Below are 14,699 nucleotides of genomic sequence, written 5' to 3' on the forward strand. Positions count from 1 at the left end.
GAATAACCGGGTTTTTTTATTGGTGAAGGCTCGGGTTTTTGGAATTGAATCCCAAGGCTTTCAAAACGGGCGACATCTTCACTGTAAATCCTATGGAATAGTTTCCGGGATCTCCCGCAAACGTTGCTGCAAGTCCCTCGATGACTTTTGAAATGTCAGGACGGGGTTCACCCATACGGACCTGGGTTTTGGAATCCAGATCCCAGCACAATCGTACCAGCATCGCTTCTTCCAGAATCTTGTCAGGGTTCATGCGGTGGGGAAATCCTTTTTGATCCATGCGCTCATGACTTTGCAGAATCATCATTTTCATCGGCTCGCTTAAAGGAATTTTGCGCGAAAGACATTGGTTTAAGCTATAGATGGGATGTTTTTGGTATTCCATCAATTCTTCACCGTTCATACTTTGAATGTCATTGGCACGAAGTTTTGCCGAAGCCGATGGGGAGATATCCAGATATCCAATGTCTGAAAGCAGGGCTGAAATCATGACCTCCAAAGGTTTGCCGATGGTTGTGTTCTGGCTTAGGACAGCAGCATACGATGCAATTGCCGGAGCCCTTTCCAAAGAGCCAAAGTCGCCGATCGAGGAATTATTGATCACCTCGAATGGATTCTTTACCACCTGCAAAGTATTTAACAATTCCTGCGCGAATTTTTCGCAAGTGCCGTACAGTTCTTTTCCGACCGCGAACGAGGAGGACGATGTCTGATCGCTGATCATCAAAGTGAGCTCCAGAAATGACTGGCTCATCTGCAGGAATTGCAGGCGGCAGCGACGCAGAGTGCTCGCTTCATCTGCGGAATCATAACTGCGACAGTATTCCACCCACTGTTTGAAATCCTGCCGTTTGATATAAAGTTCCCCCATGTCAGCGAACTTTTCCAGAAAGGAGGGGTGAACCTGCAGGCCCGGTTTGGCTATTCTTAGAAAACGTTTGTTAGCGGGCATCATATAGTAAAGCGAAAACGAAGTTTCGCTATCAGGATAAAGATCATAGATTTTAACCGGAATATAAGATGAGCGGATGACCTGTGTTGTGACGAACTCAAGTTTGCTGGTGGTATAGTACTCGTTTTCCATCAAGACCAGCGAGGCACCGGAGGTTTTCACAATACGTGCGTCTTCGGGCTTAAGCTTTGAGTTCACGACGGCAATGATGTAGCTATCGGCTGCTACCTGGCAGGCCACTTGCACCATTCCGGCAGCTTCATTGGGTTTTTCAATTTCGGAGCAGTCCAATATAATGCAGGTGATGGATTTATAGTGTTCGGTCTTTTCAAAAAACGCGTCTGAACTTTCGAAGCTTTCAAACTGAAAGGAAAAGGTCTCGGCAAGAGTTTTGGCTCTTTTGATGAATTTGAAATTCCCTGAGATGGCCGCTAAGTCGAGACTTCGCATCTTGAAGCCTCCTCTTAGAGATTAGCGTGGGCTTATTCAGGGCCCCTTACAATATGTAATTAGAAAGTGTCAGCTTCGGCTTCCCAATCGGCGGTCAGTCCCACGACGACGATTTCATTCATGACAGCATTGTCCTTTATCAGCGGATTGGAATTTGCCAATTGCTCTTGGGCAAGTTTCACCAGTTGCGAGTAATAAAGAGGAATCAACTCCTTGCCGCAGGAATTGCAATCCATCAAAAGTTCATTGTCGGCATTGTGAATGTTGCCGCAGTGCTGGCAACGACGATAGTGAGTCTTCAGATTCATAAAACGTACCTCATCCTCTGATACGCTTAGAATAAAGCGAGGGATGCGGACTCACAATCCCTCGTCTCAAATTGGGGCTTTCTTTGCATACCCGGTATAGGCAATGAGAGGTGATTTAGAAAACGTAAACCTAAAATCCTTCGGAACTTCACCGGTACGAATTAAACTCCACACTCCCTTTTGCATGAAGACGGGACGGATACCACGGATTTCAGCATTGTGAAGGCCTTGTTCTTTCATCCATTGAACCAGATGCTGTGGTTTTATAAATAAAGAATAGACGTGATAGTCATCGGGAGTGTTTTTAACAAACCATTCCATCGATTTGATCACGACCAGATTTGCGAGTTGATTCTTGTTAAACGTGTTAAAGAAAAACAATCCACCCGGGCGCAGTATTCTGGAGGCTTCCGCTAAAACCCGCTGCGGTTCTGACACGTGTTCTAATAAGTCCATCGCACAAGCCACATCAAAGCTTTGATCGGGGAACGGTACTTGATACACATCGCCTACTTGATATTTGACGGTGTGGGTGTGATCGCGGCTTTCAGCCACCTTCAGACTTGAATCAGACAGATCAATGCCGGAAACCTTGTGACCTGCGGCTGCAAGATCGTTGGAGAGAAATCCTCCGCCACATCCCATATCTAAAATGTCTGCTGACTTTCCGATGTGCTTGTCTATAGCTTGCAGGATCCACGGCATTTCTAATTTATGCTGGTTTCTAAGTAATGCGATCGGATCATCCTGAGCTTCGTACCAACGCTCCGCCAATTGGTCGTAGGCTTTGTTGTTAATAATTTCGTTATCGGCTTTGGCCAGCTCAATGTGCATAGAATCCCTCGCGAGTTTTTCCCAGACTGAGGAAATCTGCGGTTTCAGACAAGATCCAGTGGTAAGTTGCAGTTCGCTCATAGGAAACACTTTAGGTCCAGCGGGCAGAGGGGTTGTTGTTGCCGACCGTGAGCCTGTGATGTTAATTCTTAAAATAGTTTTAGAAGCGTGTTGCCCAACAGGAGTTTTATGAAACCGTTTATATTTGGTGTTCTGTTTTTGATGACCACAACCGTTCAAGCCCAAGGATATAAGTGTTTCGCCAAAGTTTCTGAACCAGAGCGCAAACAAATGGTTTCTTATTTTATGAATAAGAAATACCCGGAATTTAAAAAGTCCTTTGAAGAATTCTGTAAGAAGAATGAAAGCTCTGTCACCTGTAAAACAGAAACTGTGAAGCTTGCTGACGCTCCAAAGCGTATGTCAGAAATTTCCAGACAAAGTATTTGTTCAGAAGTGATGCGAATTGATTCTGACAAAAACACCACGATTTATGCCCTGGATGACAAAGGTACGCCGAAGCGTAACTAAAAGCGCACAGCGGTTCTTAACGCAAAATACTGGCTGTCTTTAGAATCTGTGGAAGCCTTGATAAATTCGCCAGCAAATGTATAAGTGTATTCATAGTAGAGCGAAAATAATTTGTTAACCTTCCACTCGGCCCAGGAATTAATTTGGGTCGCAGTATAGCGCTCGTCATTAGTGGCGGGTCTAAGCAAGCTGCCGCTGCCGCGATAAAGTCCATCGTGAATACTTTCACGCCAGTAAAACCCCAGATTATTGGCCCATGCAAGGGCATCGGAAATATTCCAAGTGATTCCTGGCACCAGAGCGATCAAATTGGGGTGTCCCATTTCACCGGACCAGCCATAGTATTGCCCCTTGGGAAAGAGCGCATTGAAGGTGCCGTGTTGGGAATCATCAGGATCTTTGTCTCCGGAAATATAGCTGGCAATCAGTGTCGCATCCAAATTGGCAAACAGTGGCTTTTTAATGCGTGAGGCAATTCCGTAAGCCCACACGTCCTGCGAATCATCAAAGCGGCCCGTTTGGAGCATAAAATCTGTGTCGACGGTGATGAATTCGGTTTTATAAACCCACCGTGCGGCAGGAGTGTAAAGCCTCGAAGTCAAATCATCATAGTACATCAGATACAAATCCACCGCCGAGGACTCAGTCTGAAAAACGGAATTGAAGTAGGCATAACCCAGTACGGTGTCAGCGCTGCGGTTATCAACGAAGCCCGAAGTGATGTCCACTGGGTGACCGATGAAAATCTCGGTGGATTTTGAGATGGGAAGAAAAGCTTTGATTCCGTCAAAGCTTAAGCGGGAGTTGGGACCTTCGCGCACACCAACCAAAAGTGTCGAACCCACCGGAGATTCCTGCCTTCCAGCGCGCAGGTGTTTGCTTTCAAAAAAGGCCTGGTGAATATCTCCGTCATCGCGATCCGTGGAAAGGTGATTGCCTTCCTTATTGGCGATTTCAGAATACTTGGCCTGAATAAAGCCGCGGATGTTGGTATCCGTGTCTTTCACTTCAACGTGCATCAAATAGCGCTGCAGAAAGTATCCCTGTGATTCATCAGTGGCTCTGCCAAAGTTTGGATCCCGAAACCACTCCTCGGACCAACGAAAGTACCCACCTGTCGTGATCGACGTGGATGAGTCTTGTTGGGCAAAAGCTGAGCTGGTGGTTAGCAAGCTCGTAGTGAAAAGATAAAGCAGCAGTCTTCGCATGAACGAAGCTTAGAACAGGGCAGGGTACTTATCAAAAGCATTCGCGCTTATTTTTTTCTAACATCCTCACAGAACGGAAGACTGTAGGACTGAGCACCGTGCTTAAAGGCCACGGATTGACCAAAAGTCATTTGTGCGGGGCTGAACTGTAGGGTGGATTGGATCTTCTTAGGGACGAGTTCAGCGCGGGGACGGCCGCCATTATCCAAATGAATTTGCAGGCCCCATTCCAGATACTCTAAGTTATAAGTAACATTGCCGTGTTGCAGTCGTCCTTGTTGCGTGCGCATTTTATCTTTTTTAAAATTGATGCAAGAAGGTTTGTAGCTGACTTCACTGACTTTGGTATTTACTCCGTCAAAGGCACGATTCTTTTGCTCGACATCCCACAAAACCACGAACTTGCTTTGCTTATGAATCTTATCAAGCTCTGCATTTACGTCGGCATTGAATGATTTCATCAAAGGATCAGTAAAGCGGCTGATCAAAGTGGCAGAGGCCTCGCGAATATTTTCTGAGATAATCGATTTACCACAGTCCGCATGCGGGGATGGGGCTGAGGCGATGCCAGGAATATTGAGGCAGGCAAAGTTAGAACCAAAACTGACATGATAAAAAGGTGCTTTTTTAAGATTCACATCCGCTGCTGTCCCCATGGAATTCAGCAAGCCTTTGACCTCCAGGTTCGCAGTCATCAGTGGTGAACCTGAATTGCCTTTCATAGTTTCGCAAGGAACCATGGCAAGGATCGGACTTTTGACACCGATGAAAAACGGATTGGCCAAAGAGTTTTGCACTGCCGGGCAAGAAACTTTTCTTAAAATGCCAGCACCCTTATCCGTGGGATCGATTTTATAAAGCGTCAAAACTTCGCCATCAGAGACACCGTTTGTGTTAATCGGCGCGTGCAGGCGCGGGGCTTTTTTCGTTAGTTTAAAGAACGCCCAATCCGGAGTTAAAGCCGTGTCCTTTAAGGCGGGCGATACCCACTTGATGATTTCGCAGTGACCGTATTCCTCTTCACGTGAGCGCGAAGCGGGGAAGGTGACGGTAATGCGGTCTTTGCAGGAAGAATCGTTCTGGCGAAGATCCTCGGGGATACAATGCAGGTTCGTGGCGACGATGTCTTCGGCGACCAGAACTCCGGTGCACACAGATTTACCGTCATAGTTTAGTCCCACCACAGATTCGGGGCAGGCATCCGGACTTTCACATGTCACTTTGTACACGGGCGTTGCCAGTGCTTTGATCTGTATCAAAATGAGAATGGAAAAAATCGCCAGGGTTTTCACTCTGAACTTATCGGAGTAAATGCTTTCAATCAAAAGGACGTTGCCCGGGTTTAAGAGGGCCCAAATCAGTCTCTGTAACTGCCGTAAAAAGTCTGAACTCAGTTTTCGTTTCCACTCTGCCAAGTTGTCTTTCTTCCATTGCTTGGAACTGGCAAAATCGTTGATTCATCTTGATTCACTTTTTTCTAAAACATCACTGCGCACGCAGATTGCAACATAATCCTTCAGGCAAACAAAGTCTTCCTACTCACGTCCACTCAAAGGAGAGAAACCATGGCCACAATTCCCTATGTTATTGAAAGTACCGCAAGCGGCGAACGTTCGTATGACGTTTACTCCCGACTTTTAAAGGACCGCATTCTGATTTTAGGCTCGGCCGTCACAGATGAGGTTGCCAATGCCCTTATCGCGCAGATGCTGTTTCTTGAATCCGATAATCCAGACAAGGACATTCATCTTTATATTAATTCTCCCGGCGGATCTGTGTCGGCGGGACTCGCGATTTATGATGTTATGAACTATATCAAGTGCGATGTCGCTACCTATTGTATTGGCGTTGCGGCCAGCATGGGTTCATTCCTGCTGGCATCGGGTGCTCCGGGTAAAAGATTTTCCATGCCCCATAGCCGCATCCTGATTCACCAACCCCATTTGGGCGAGGGCGGTATCGGCGGGCAGGTGAGTGATATTGAAATTCATGCTCGCGAGTTGGTGCGCGCTAAAAAGCAATTGATAGATATTTATGCCTTACACACCGGCCAAAGTGCCAAACATCTGACGAAGTTGATGGAGCGTGATCACAATATGACGGCAGCCGAAGCCAAAGAACTCGGTCTTATTGACGGAGTGATTGAATCCAGAAAGAAAAGAATTTTAAAAAATGCAGGATAAAAAAAGGGACCTTCAAAAGGTCCCTTTTTAGTATCTAACTTGGTTGCGCCGATGGTTGTTGCAACTGCTGTTGTTGTTGATCGGATTCTCCGCCACCGCGGTAGTAAACCGTTTGAGTCGGGTAAGCGAAATCGACTTTAAGTTCGGCCGCGATTTTTAGGATCTCGATAAAGATCGCTTGCTGGTGTTCCATTTCCTCAGTGCCTGTGAAGACATTCAAGTGAAACTGCACCAAAACGTTCAACTGAGAATCAGCGTAGCCGTTAAAGTTAACAACAACCGTATCAGGAATCACCGTGTGATCCTGTCTAATCGCATAGCGAACGCGGTCGCAGAATTCCTTGATCATGTCAGGTGGAGTTTCATACGCGATGCCGATAACCTGGCGAATACGGCGGAAAGGGCGAACCCCCATGTTGTCGATGGTTTCTTTGGCCATCATCGCATTTGGGATTGTGATGACCGAATTATAAAAAGTACGGATGCGAGTTGAGCGGAAGCCCACTTCTTCAACAGTACCTTCCATGTCTTTTACTTTAACCCAGTCACCAACCTGAAACGGATTGTCGACTAAGATTGTTACTGAACCAAACAAGTTTGCTGCAGTATCCTGGGCAGCCAAGGCAAGTGCCAAACCCCCAAGGCCCAGACCGGCCATCAGGGACATGACGTTGAGTCCAAAGCTCTGCAGAATCAGCAGGAAACCCATAACCACAACCAGCACTTTGATTGCTTTGGTTGCGAAGGGCACCAGATTGTCATCCATTTTGCTTTCAGTCTTTGAAGCAAGGTCTGCAAAAACATACCCCATGGCATCAACCATGTAATACACAATGCGAATGGCGTGGAAGCCCAGGAAGGCCTTTAGCAGATACTCATAGTAGGTGACGAATTTTCCGTTCAGTTCCAACCCGTCGTCTAATGCGAAAAGCAGTAAAATAATAAAGATCCAAGCCAAGGGTCTTTCAATTTCAAAGCGGAACAGGTAATGGGAAAAACTTTTAGCGTATCTTTTGGCGATGGGGTTGTGGATTTTTAATTGCTTAAAGATCCACTGAACCACAGGGCGCAATAAAAACGCCAGAGTGATACCGACAGCCAGAGCAATCCATTTCCAGGTAGGCAGGATAAAGAAGGTTTTTTTCAGAAAAACCGTCAAGTCAGCTGAAAACATCTGCATTTCTTCGAATAAAAACTTTTCCATTTTGATCCCCAAATTTAAATTCTGATTCTAGTTCATTTGCAGGTCATGACCGGAATAGATCAATGCCAGGATAATAATACCTAATACAATGCGGTAATAACCAAAGCCGCGGAAGCCGTAACGGCTGACGATGCCGATGAAAAACTTAATGGCAATCATCGCAACGATAAATGAAACCACCATGCCCACCAAAAGCAGGTTGATCTGCTGTGGTTCGATGGTTTTATAAATTTTCAAAAGCTTATACAAAGTCGCAGCCGCCATTGTTGGTACCGCCAGGAAGAAGGAAAACTCTGCCGCTTCCTTTTTATTCATTCCCAAGGTCAGACCACCCATGATGGTTGCACCCGAACGTGAAACCCCTGGGATCATGGCGATGGCTTGAAACAAACCAAGCTTGACCGAGTCTTTATAATTAAGGTCGTTGGTAGTTCTGCCCGTGGACGTCAAATGGGCAAAATACTTGTCGGACCACACCAGCACCAAGCCGCCCAGAATCAGTGACCATGCAACGACTTGCACGCTTCCTAACAGGTGCTCGACAACATCCTTTGCCAAAAATCCAATGATTGCCGTTGGCAGAAATGCCACGAAGAGTTTTTTATAAAAGCTCCAGTTTGGCAAAAAGCGCTTCCAATACAAAACCAGAACGGAAAGGATCGCGCCGAACTGAATGATAACTTCAAAGGCTTTTGTGAAAGTACTGTCTTCGATGCCCATCATGGAGCTTGCAATGATCATGTGTCCGGTTGATGAGATCGGCAGAAACTCAGTGATCCCTTCAACGATACCTAAAATAATTGCGTGCATAAAATCCATGGAAACCTCGAGGAATCAGTGTTGTTAATCAGCCGGCAATATTCTTGTAAGCTTCAATCAGCGGATCAACTTTCGATCATACGTGTCATTAAAATAAGCTGTAGTTTAAAAAAAGTATGGTGTTCGTAGAAATTCCGAATATGATTTTTGTAACCACGGAGGGAAAAATGAAACGTGCATTATTTATGGGTGCAATGTTGGTTGGATCTCAAGTATTCGCAGGGGAATATTTGGTAAAGTACAACAACACGAACGCTCTGAACCTTATGAACTCAATGTCTATGGTAAGCGTGTCAGCTTTGAATGTGATGGATCACAACGAAACTGCAAGCCTAGTTAAAGTAGACATCAGAAAACAACAGGAAGCTGAAGTATTGGCGACTTTGTTGTCACAACCAGGCGTTGAGTACGTAGTACCAAACGCAAGAATGAAAGCTTTCACTCACTCTGTTGACACAGCTGCTTTGAAAGAGCAATGGGCGATGGGTAAAGTGAACGCTGAAAAAGCATGGCAACGTGCGGGCAACAAAGGTAACAAAGGCATCATCGTTGCTGTTATCGATACTGGTGTAGACTACACTCACCAAGCTTTGTCGCCAAACATGGTTCCAGGTTACAACTTTAAAGACAAAAACAACGATCCAATGGACAAAACGTCTTACCAAAACCCAGGTCACGGTACACACTGTGCGGGTGTCATTGGTGCGACTGGTTTGGTTGATGGTGGTATCGTGGGTATCGCTCCAAACGTTTCTTTGATGCCACTTCGCTTCTTGGGCGAAAATGGTTCTGGTGACTTGAACGATGCTATCAAAGCTATCGACTATGCTATCGAAAAAGGCGCGCAAGTTATCTCTGCTTCTTGGGGTGCAACTATTCCAAGAAATCAGGCAATGCCACTTGTTGAAGCTGTTAAAAGAGCTGACGACAAAGGCGTTATCTTCGTGGCTGCAGCTGCAAATGATGGCAAAAACAATGACTCAACTGAAGTGTATCCGGCAAACAACGGTTTCCCGAATTCAATCACAGTTGCTGCATCTGGTCCAAGCGATGCAAAACCATCTTGGTCTAACTACGGTACTGCAACAGTTCACGTAGCAGCTCCAGGTGAAGAAATCATGTCTACTTTGCCAAAAAATAAGTACGGCAACTTGTCTGGTACTTCAATGGCGACTCCACTGGTTTCTGGTATCGTAGCTCTTATGAAATCTCAGGACCCATCTTTGACGGGTGCTCAGATCCGCGCGATCTTGCAAACGACGGGTGCAAAAGTTTCTATCCAAACTGCTTGTAACTGCCGTGTTGATGCATTCAACGCAGTTGACGCTGTTATGGGTAAGAAAATGGTTGTTGTTCCAGCTGCTGCGACTTTGAGCGGCAATGAAACACTTAACTTGGGTGTATTGAACGGTAAAGCACCATTCAAATTCACAAGCAGCAACGCTTCTGTAGCTTCTGTTAACGACTCTGGTGTTATCACAGCTGTTGCAAACGGTACGACTGCGATTTCTGTAACTGATGCTGATGGTAAAACAGCTTCTACTTTGGATATCAACGTAGGTAAAAAAGCTTCTCAGAACCCAGGCAACCCAGGTAATCCGGGTAACCCGCCAGGTGATGGTTCTTGCCCAATTGGTGATCAATCAATGTGCGATATCATCTGCCAAATCAAACCGGACCTTCCATTCTGCCAAAAGTAATTGGAACATAAGAGTTTGAAAATTACGAAAGGGCTCCGAATCGGAGCCCTTTTCTTTTTTGTTGTGTCGGCCGAATTATTTCTTAATAATTAGTGTCATATGAAAAGAAAACCTTGGGCCATTATCGTTCTTGCACTTCTACACATCATTGCCCCTCTAGGAAGTTTTATCTTCAATGCCGTGCGGGCAGGGCGCACTTTCGAAGCACAGTGGTATTTTTGGACAAAAGTTCTTCCGCCAGCATTCATGCTTATTTATGTATGTCTGCCAATTCTAGCGGGGATCTTTATTTACCTTTGTAAACGCTGGTCATACTGGGCTTACCTGGGGTGCTTGGCGATTATCTTTGTCACTAACGTGATGGCCTTTATGGCAAACATGACGTTGCTGAATTTCGTCTATCTAATAGTGGTATTGTTGGTGGATTTGCTGGCAGTAGCTTACTTTGTGGTGCCAGCAGTTCGTCAGGTTTACTTCGACCCAAGAATGCGTTGGTGGGAAGCAGCTCCACGTTTTGTCTTTAAAAACGCTGTTACTGTTAACGGTGCCGAAGGCGAGATCAGCAATATATCCAAAGGCGGATTGTTTATCAATACAGGCCTAAACCTGTTTGAAGATCAAAGCGTGAACTTGGAATGGTCTTTCGAAGGTCAAACTTATAAAGCACTGGGCACTGTGGTATTCAAAAGCAAAGCAAACACTGGATACGGAATTCAATTTAAAGAGTTGGATTCAGCTGGTGCGATTAAAAATCTTTGCAATACCCTGAAGTCTCGTGGCCAAATGGTTCCTGAACGTTTGCCAGGGCCTGAAGACAGCTTCGGTGTTTGGCTTAAAAAAGTTCTTACTTCACGTGAAGGACTTTTCCCGAAAAAATAGGATCTAGCACATGTCATTTTATTCGCAAAGTTTCCCGCACCTGAAGGTCTCTTTAAAGAAACATCAACTGTGGGTCACTTTGGATAATCCCGAGCAAAGCAACGCAATCACTTACGAGATGATTGATTCTTTGACTCGGGTTTTGCGTTTTGCAGACTTTGATAACGAAGTTCGCGTGATCGTTATGACCGGTGAGGGCGCAAACTTCTGTGCGGGCGGCGATGTTAAAGCCATGGAAAACAAAACCGGGATGTTTGCAGGGGAGTCGAACGAACTTCGCACCCGATATATCCACGGCATCCAGCAAATTCCAAAATGTATCGAAGAACTTTCCACTCCCATGATTGCTATGGTGAATGGTGCGGCGATTGGTGCAGGTTGTGATTTGGCGATGATGTGTGACTTAAGAGTAGGTTCAGATAAATCAAAGTTCGGCGAAACTTTCGTAAAACTGGGATTGGTGCCCGGAGATGGTGGCAGTTTCTTTTTGCAAAGAGTGATTGGTTATTCGCGCGCCATGCAGATGTCTTTGACCGGGGATCTGGTTATCGGGGAGGAAGCCTTTAAGTGGGGACTTCTAAATTACCTGACGAGCGCCGACTTGGTTAGCGAGACAGAAAAAATCGCAGAAAAAATTGCGGCAAACGCGCCGGTTGCAGTGCAAATGACCAAAAAACTGATGAAAGCGGCCTACTTGCAGGATTCCAATACGGTTTTAGAGCAAGCGGCAGCTTATCAAGGCATCACGCAAAGAACTCAAGATCATTTCATCGCACTTCAAGCAATTAAAGAGAAGAAATCCCCCGAGTTCAGTGGTAAGTAGTCTGTCATGGATCTGCAAACCTATCTTGCCAACAAAGAACAACGTAAAACTCAGGGGCCGGTGTATCGCGAACTTTGCGATGCCTGTGTGCAGCCCAGTTTCAGTTGTTATTGCGAGCATGTGAAGGAATTTGATCCCGGCATGGATGTGGTGATCTTAATTCATCCGATCGAGATGAAACGCAGGATTGCCACGGGTCGCATGTCGTATTTGGTTTTGAAGAATTCTTTTTTGATTCGCGGGCAGGACTACTCCAAAGATCCGGAAGTAAATGAATTATTGAACGATCCCACTCGCCATTGTGTGATGTTGTATCCGGGAAAAACTTCTGCAAATTTAAGTGAAATGAGTTTGAGTGAAAAGTCAGCACTCGTGCCCCAGGGCAAACGATTAACCTTGTTCGTGATCGATGGAACGTGGGCCACCGCCGTGAAAACGATTCGTCAAAGCGTGAACCTGCAAAATATCCCAAGAGTTTGTTTCTCTCCGGATAAGCCATCAAACTTCCGCGTGCGTAAGCAGCCCAAGCACTTTTGCTATTCCACGATCGAAGCCATTCACCAGACAATCGAACTTGTCGGGGAGTCTTTGGGGTTCGACGTTAGTTCCCGCCAGCACGATGATCTGATTTATGTCTTTGATAAAATGGTGGAGCGCCAAATCGAGTGCGCTAAAAGTGGTGAGGCGAAACCCCGCCATCTTCGCTACAGCCGGGATTTAAAAAGAAAGCTGGGACTGACCGGGAAAGTATTTTAGTTATTGCCCTTCAGGATTTTGCCCGCCCTGGGCGCGGCGAATTTGTTCTGCAATTTCCTCTGGCGAATGCGCCTTCATCGCAGATCTGCGAATGAATAAAACCTCCACCAGCATATAGACAATCAAACTGACTGTCAGACCCACACCTTTAAGCATCGCCCACGCTGTCGTCGACCATTGAAGAGCAGCCCAAATCGCAAGACCTGTATGAATCGCAAAGAAACCCCCCATGCGAAAGGTCATGCCTTTCATGCGGACTTTCATAAATTCTGGAAGTTTTTGACCTTGTTGTTCCGCGAGTACGACGATCAGAGGTTTGTTTAAGGCGACTGAAACCCACAAAGCAATCGCAAAGACGGCTTCCATGATTGCCGGTTGCAGCTTAAACCAAATGCCTTCGTCGGAAATTAAGGAAATCCCCCCTAATACCAATAACAAGCCATTGCCAATCCAGGTGATCTTTTGAACTTTCTTGTGTTTGTAAAGTTCAAAGCAGATTTCACCCACACCGAAAATCATCCCGGCGATAAGACCCGCGATGGTACCGTATTTTTCCTCGATCACCGTAAAGGCGATAACAGGTAATAGACCCGCGAAAAAAACGGCAGCGGCCTTGGATTTAGCAGAGTTCTGGGACATTAAAGAGTGCCTTCAAAATTCACCGGCGTTCCGGAATGAGCTTCCACGATTTCACCATGAGCCATTGCCAATTTTCCGGAAACCACGGTGTGAGTCACCCAGCCGGTCACTTGCATACCATGGAATGGAGTCCATCCACAGCGGCTGGCGATCATCGAGTTATCGATGGTCATTTGCTTTTTCATGTCCACAATCGTGATGTCAGCATCATAACCTTCGCGCAGACGGCCTTTGTTTTTAACATTGAACACGCGGCAAGGATTCTCAGTCACCAGCTCCACAAACTTTTGCAAAGACAGGCGGCCTTCGTTCACGTGGTTTAGCATGATTGGAACCAAAGTTTGCACGCCTGGAACTCCCGAAGGACTGGATGGATAAGGACGGTCTTTTTCCTCGCGAGTGTGCGGGGCATGATCAGATCCAATCACATCCACAGTTCCATCCTGCAAAGCTTTCCACAGGCGATCCAGGTGACGTTTTTCACGGATCGGCGGATTTTGTTGAGCATAAGTGCCCAGGCGGTCATAGCAATCAGGAGCATACAAAGTCAGATGCTGAGGCAAAACCTCGACCGTTGAAATGTCTTTTGCTCCTTGCAAGATATCCATTTCCTCAGCCGTTGATACATGCAGCACATGAATTTTGCGTCCCGTTTTGCGAGCAAGTTTTAAAAGACGATTGGTGGAGCTTACCGCAGTTTCGACATCTCTCCATACCGGGTGGTAGTGGACGTCGGCCATTTCAACCGCGATATGGCGGCGCTCGCGCAGGCGCATTTCGTCTTCACTATGAACGATAACTCGACGATGGCCCTGATTTAGAATGTTTTCCAAAGTGGCATCGTCTTCAACCAACAAGCTTCCTGTCGAACTGCCCATGAAGATTTTGATTCCAGAGGAGTGAGGCAGGATTTCCAGATTTTGCAGAATTCCGACGTTATCGTGAGCGGCCCCGACAAAGAAAGCATAGTTTGCGTGAGCGCGGCCCTTTGCCAGGTTTAGTTTATCGTGAAAGTGCTCCACCGTTGTAGTTGCCGGATTTGTATTGGGCATTTCAAAAATGCTGGTGACACCACCCAAGACGGCTGCCTTGGTGCCGGTTTCCAAGTCCTCTTTATGTGTTAAGCCGGGCTCGCGAAAGTGAACCTGGCTATCGATCACACCAGGCAAAACATGAAGTCCAGTTGCATCGATCATGCTAGGAGCGGTGTCGAAGATTTTTTCGCGAATCTTCGTGATGCGGCCATTGGTGATACCGATATCGGCCTGTTGTTGAATCAAGCCGTTGTTGGACGGGTGGGGAAGTAAGCAGGTTCCGCCTCGGATTATAATGTCGTACATCTAGCACCTCTTCAGTGGGACTGTACCATCAGACTGGTTCAAAGGTCCAGCGTTGACGAGGTCTCGCTGATAG

Annotated in this window: 15 protein-coding genes; 6 read left to right on the plus strand and 9 right to left on the minus strand. The window is 46.3% G+C overall.

Annotation, left to right across the window (positions count from 1 at the left end):
- Positions 1–16: 16 nt before the first annotated feature.
- The 3 genes from ACLWNV_RS05325 to ubiG all read right to left on the minus strand — a co-directional run bounded on the left by ACLWNV_RS05325 (position 17) and on the right by ubiG (position 2,625).
- The gene (locus tag ACLWNV_RS05325) at positions 17–1,402 is read right to left on the minus strand and encodes an HD domain-containing phosphohydrolase (protein ID WP_413586879.1); all 1,386 of its coding nucleotides are present in this window, start codon (positions 1,400–1,402) and stop codon (positions 17–19) included.
- A 59-nt stretch (positions 1,403–1,461) separates the two neighbouring features.
- Positions 1,462–1,710: a hypothetical protein gene (locus ACLWNV_RS05330; RefSeq protein WP_413586880.1), complete on the minus strand. Its 249-nt coding sequence runs from the start codon at positions 1,708–1,710 to the stop codon at positions 1,462–1,464.
- A 66-nt stretch (positions 1,711–1,776) separates the two neighbouring features.
- On the minus strand, positions 1,777–2,625 hold the full coding sequence (gene ubiG / locus ACLWNV_RS05335) for a bifunctional 2-polyprenyl-6-hydroxyphenol methylase/3-demethylubiquinol 3-O-methyltransferase UbiG (RefSeq protein WP_413586881.1): 849 nt from the start codon (positions 2,623–2,625) through the stop codon (positions 1,777–1,779).
- A gap of 108 nt (positions 2,626–2,733) precedes the next feature.
- On the opposite strand from ubiG, the gene ACLWNV_RS05340 reads away from it, so the two are divergent.
- On the plus strand, positions 2,734–3,075 hold the full coding sequence (locus ACLWNV_RS05340; RefSeq protein ID WP_413586882.1) for a hypothetical protein: 342 nt from the start codon (positions 2,734–2,736) through the stop codon (positions 3,073–3,075).
- On the opposite strand, the gene ACLWNV_RS05345 is transcribed toward ACLWNV_RS05340, so the two are convergent.
- Positions 3,072–4,283, minus strand: coding sequence for an alginate export family protein (locus ACLWNV_RS05345; RefSeq protein ID WP_413586883.1), 1,212 nt, complete (start codon positions 4,281–4,283; stop codon positions 3,072–3,074). The two genes, ACLWNV_RS05340 and ACLWNV_RS05345, sit on opposite strands and share 4 nt — an antisense overlap.
- Before the next feature lie 47 nt (positions 4,284–4,330).
- A complete protein-coding gene (locus ACLWNV_RS05350) occupies positions 4,331–5,575 on the minus strand; it encodes a trypsin-like serine peptidase (protein ID WP_413586884.1) in 1,245 nt (414 codons plus the stop codon).
- Between the two features lie 216 nt (positions 5,576–5,791).
- On the opposite strand from ACLWNV_RS05350, the gene ACLWNV_RS05355 reads away from it, so the two are divergent.
- Positions 5,792–6,466, plus strand: a complete 675-nt coding sequence (locus ACLWNV_RS05355) for an ATP-dependent Clp protease proteolytic subunit (RefSeq protein WP_413587622.1) — start codon at positions 5,792–5,794, stop codon at positions 6,464–6,466.
- Positions 6,467–6,500: 34 nt separating this feature from the next.
- Here ACLWNV_RS05355 and ACLWNV_RS05360 read toward each other — a convergent pair whose 3' ends face one another.
- Both ACLWNV_RS05360 and ACLWNV_RS05365 read right to left on the minus strand, forming a co-directional pair.
- Positions 6,501–7,670: a mechanosensitive ion channel family protein gene (locus tag ACLWNV_RS05360; RefSeq protein ID WP_413586885.1), complete on the minus strand. Its 1,170-nt coding sequence runs from the start codon at positions 7,668–7,670 to the stop codon at positions 6,501–6,503.
- Positions 7,671–7,697: 27 nt separating this feature from the next.
- Positions 7,698–8,489, minus strand: coding sequence for an undecaprenyl-diphosphate phosphatase (locus ACLWNV_RS05365; RefSeq protein WP_413586886.1), 792 nt, complete (start codon positions 8,487–8,489; stop codon positions 7,698–7,700).
- A 167-nt stretch (positions 8,490–8,656) separates the two neighbouring features.
- Between ACLWNV_RS05365 and ACLWNV_RS05370 the strand changes: the two genes are divergently transcribed.
- The 4 genes from ACLWNV_RS05370 to ACLWNV_RS05385 all read left to right on the plus strand — a co-directional run bounded on the left by ACLWNV_RS05370 (position 8,657) and on the right by ACLWNV_RS05385 (position 12,647).
- Positions 8,657–10,189, plus strand: coding sequence for a S8 family serine peptidase (locus tag ACLWNV_RS05370; RefSeq protein WP_413586887.1), 1,533 nt, complete (start codon positions 8,657–8,659; stop codon positions 10,187–10,189).
- A gap of 99 nt (positions 10,190–10,288) precedes the next feature.
- On the plus strand, positions 10,289–11,068 hold the full coding sequence (locus tag ACLWNV_RS05375; RefSeq protein ID WP_413586888.1) for a PilZ domain-containing protein: 780 nt from the start codon (positions 10,289–10,291) through the stop codon (positions 11,066–11,068).
- 10 nt (positions 11,069–11,078) lie between these two features.
- Positions 11,079–11,891, plus strand: coding sequence for an enoyl-CoA hydratase-related protein (locus ACLWNV_RS05380; protein ID WP_413586889.1), 813 nt, complete (start codon positions 11,079–11,081; stop codon positions 11,889–11,891).
- A 6-nt stretch (positions 11,892–11,897) separates the two neighbouring features.
- Positions 11,898–12,647 (plus strand): tRNA-uridine aminocarboxypropyltransferase, encoded by a 750-nt coding sequence (locus ACLWNV_RS05385; protein WP_413586890.1) that lies wholly within the window; start codon positions 11,898–11,900, stop codon positions 12,645–12,647.
- Here ACLWNV_RS05385 and ACLWNV_RS05390 read toward each other — a convergent pair whose 3' ends face one another.
- Entirely contained in the window at positions 12,648–13,286 is a 639-nt protein-coding gene (locus ACLWNV_RS05390; RefSeq protein ID WP_413586891.1) for an inner membrane-spanning protein YciB, read from the minus strand. It lies immediately after the preceding gene.
- Positions 13,286–14,626 (minus strand): dihydroorotase, encoded by a 1,341-nt coding sequence (locus tag ACLWNV_RS05395; RefSeq protein ID WP_413586892.1) that lies wholly within the window; start codon positions 14,624–14,626, stop codon positions 13,286–13,288. The genes ACLWNV_RS05390 and ACLWNV_RS05395 overlap by 1 nt, the downstream gene beginning before the upstream one ends.
- Positions 14,627–14,699: the final 73 nt, after the last annotated feature.

Origin of the sequence: Bdellovibrio sp. HCB274 (assembly GCF_047306075.1) — a bacterium.
Taxonomy (GTDB): Bacteria; Bdellovibrionota; Bdellovibrionia; order Bdellovibrionales; family Bdellovibrionaceae; genus Bdellovibrio.

Excerpts from the sequence above, each read along its gene's own strand:
- ACLWNV_RS05325 (WP_413586879.1), bottom strand. The coding sequence starts at position 1,402 with ATGCGAAGTCTCGACTTAGCGGCCATCTCAGGGAATTTCAAATTCATC.
- ACLWNV_RS05330 (WP_413586880.1), bottom strand. The coding sequence starts at position 1,710 with ATGAATCTGAAGACTCACTATCGTCGTTGCCAGCACTGCGGCAACATT.
- ubiG (WP_413586881.1), bottom strand. The coding sequence starts at position 2,625 with ATGAGCGAACTGCAACTTACCACTGGATCTTGTCTGAAACCGCAGATT.
- ACLWNV_RS05340 (WP_413586882.1), top strand. The coding sequence starts at position 2,734 with ATGAAACCGTTTATATTTGGTGTTCTGTTTTTGATGACCACAACCGTT.
- ACLWNV_RS05345 (WP_413586883.1), bottom strand. The coding sequence starts at position 4,283 with ATGCGAAGACTGCTGCTTTATCTTTTCACTACGAGCTTGCTAACCACC.
- ACLWNV_RS05360 (WP_413586885.1), bottom strand. The coding sequence starts at position 7,670 with ATGGAAAAGTTTTTATTCGAAGAAATGCAGATGTTTTCAGCTGACTTG.
- ACLWNV_RS05365 (WP_413586886.1), bottom strand. The coding sequence starts at position 8,489 with ATGGATTTTATGCACGCAATTATTTTAGGTATCGTTGAAGGGATCACT.
- ACLWNV_RS05370 (WP_413586887.1), top strand. The coding sequence starts at position 8,657 with ATGAAACGTGCATTATTTATGGGTGCAATGTTGGTTGGATCTCAAGTA.
- ACLWNV_RS05375 (WP_413586888.1), top strand. The coding sequence starts at position 10,289 with ATGAAAAGAAAACCTTGGGCCATTATCGTTCTTGCACTTCTACACATC.
- ACLWNV_RS05380 (WP_413586889.1), top strand. The coding sequence starts at position 11,079 with ATGTCATTTTATTCGCAAAGTTTCCCGCACCTGAAGGTCTCTTTAAAG.
- ACLWNV_RS05385 (WP_413586890.1), top strand. The coding sequence starts at position 11,898 with ATGGATCTGCAAACCTATCTTGCCAACAAAGAACAACGTAAAACTCAG.
- ACLWNV_RS05390 (WP_413586891.1), bottom strand. The coding sequence starts at position 13,286 with ATGTCCCAGAACTCTGCTAAATCCAAGGCCGCTGCCGTTTTTTTCGCG.
- ACLWNV_RS05395 (WP_413586892.1), bottom strand. The coding sequence starts at position 14,626 with ATGTACGACATTATAATCCGAGGCGGAACCTGCTTACTTCCCCACCCG.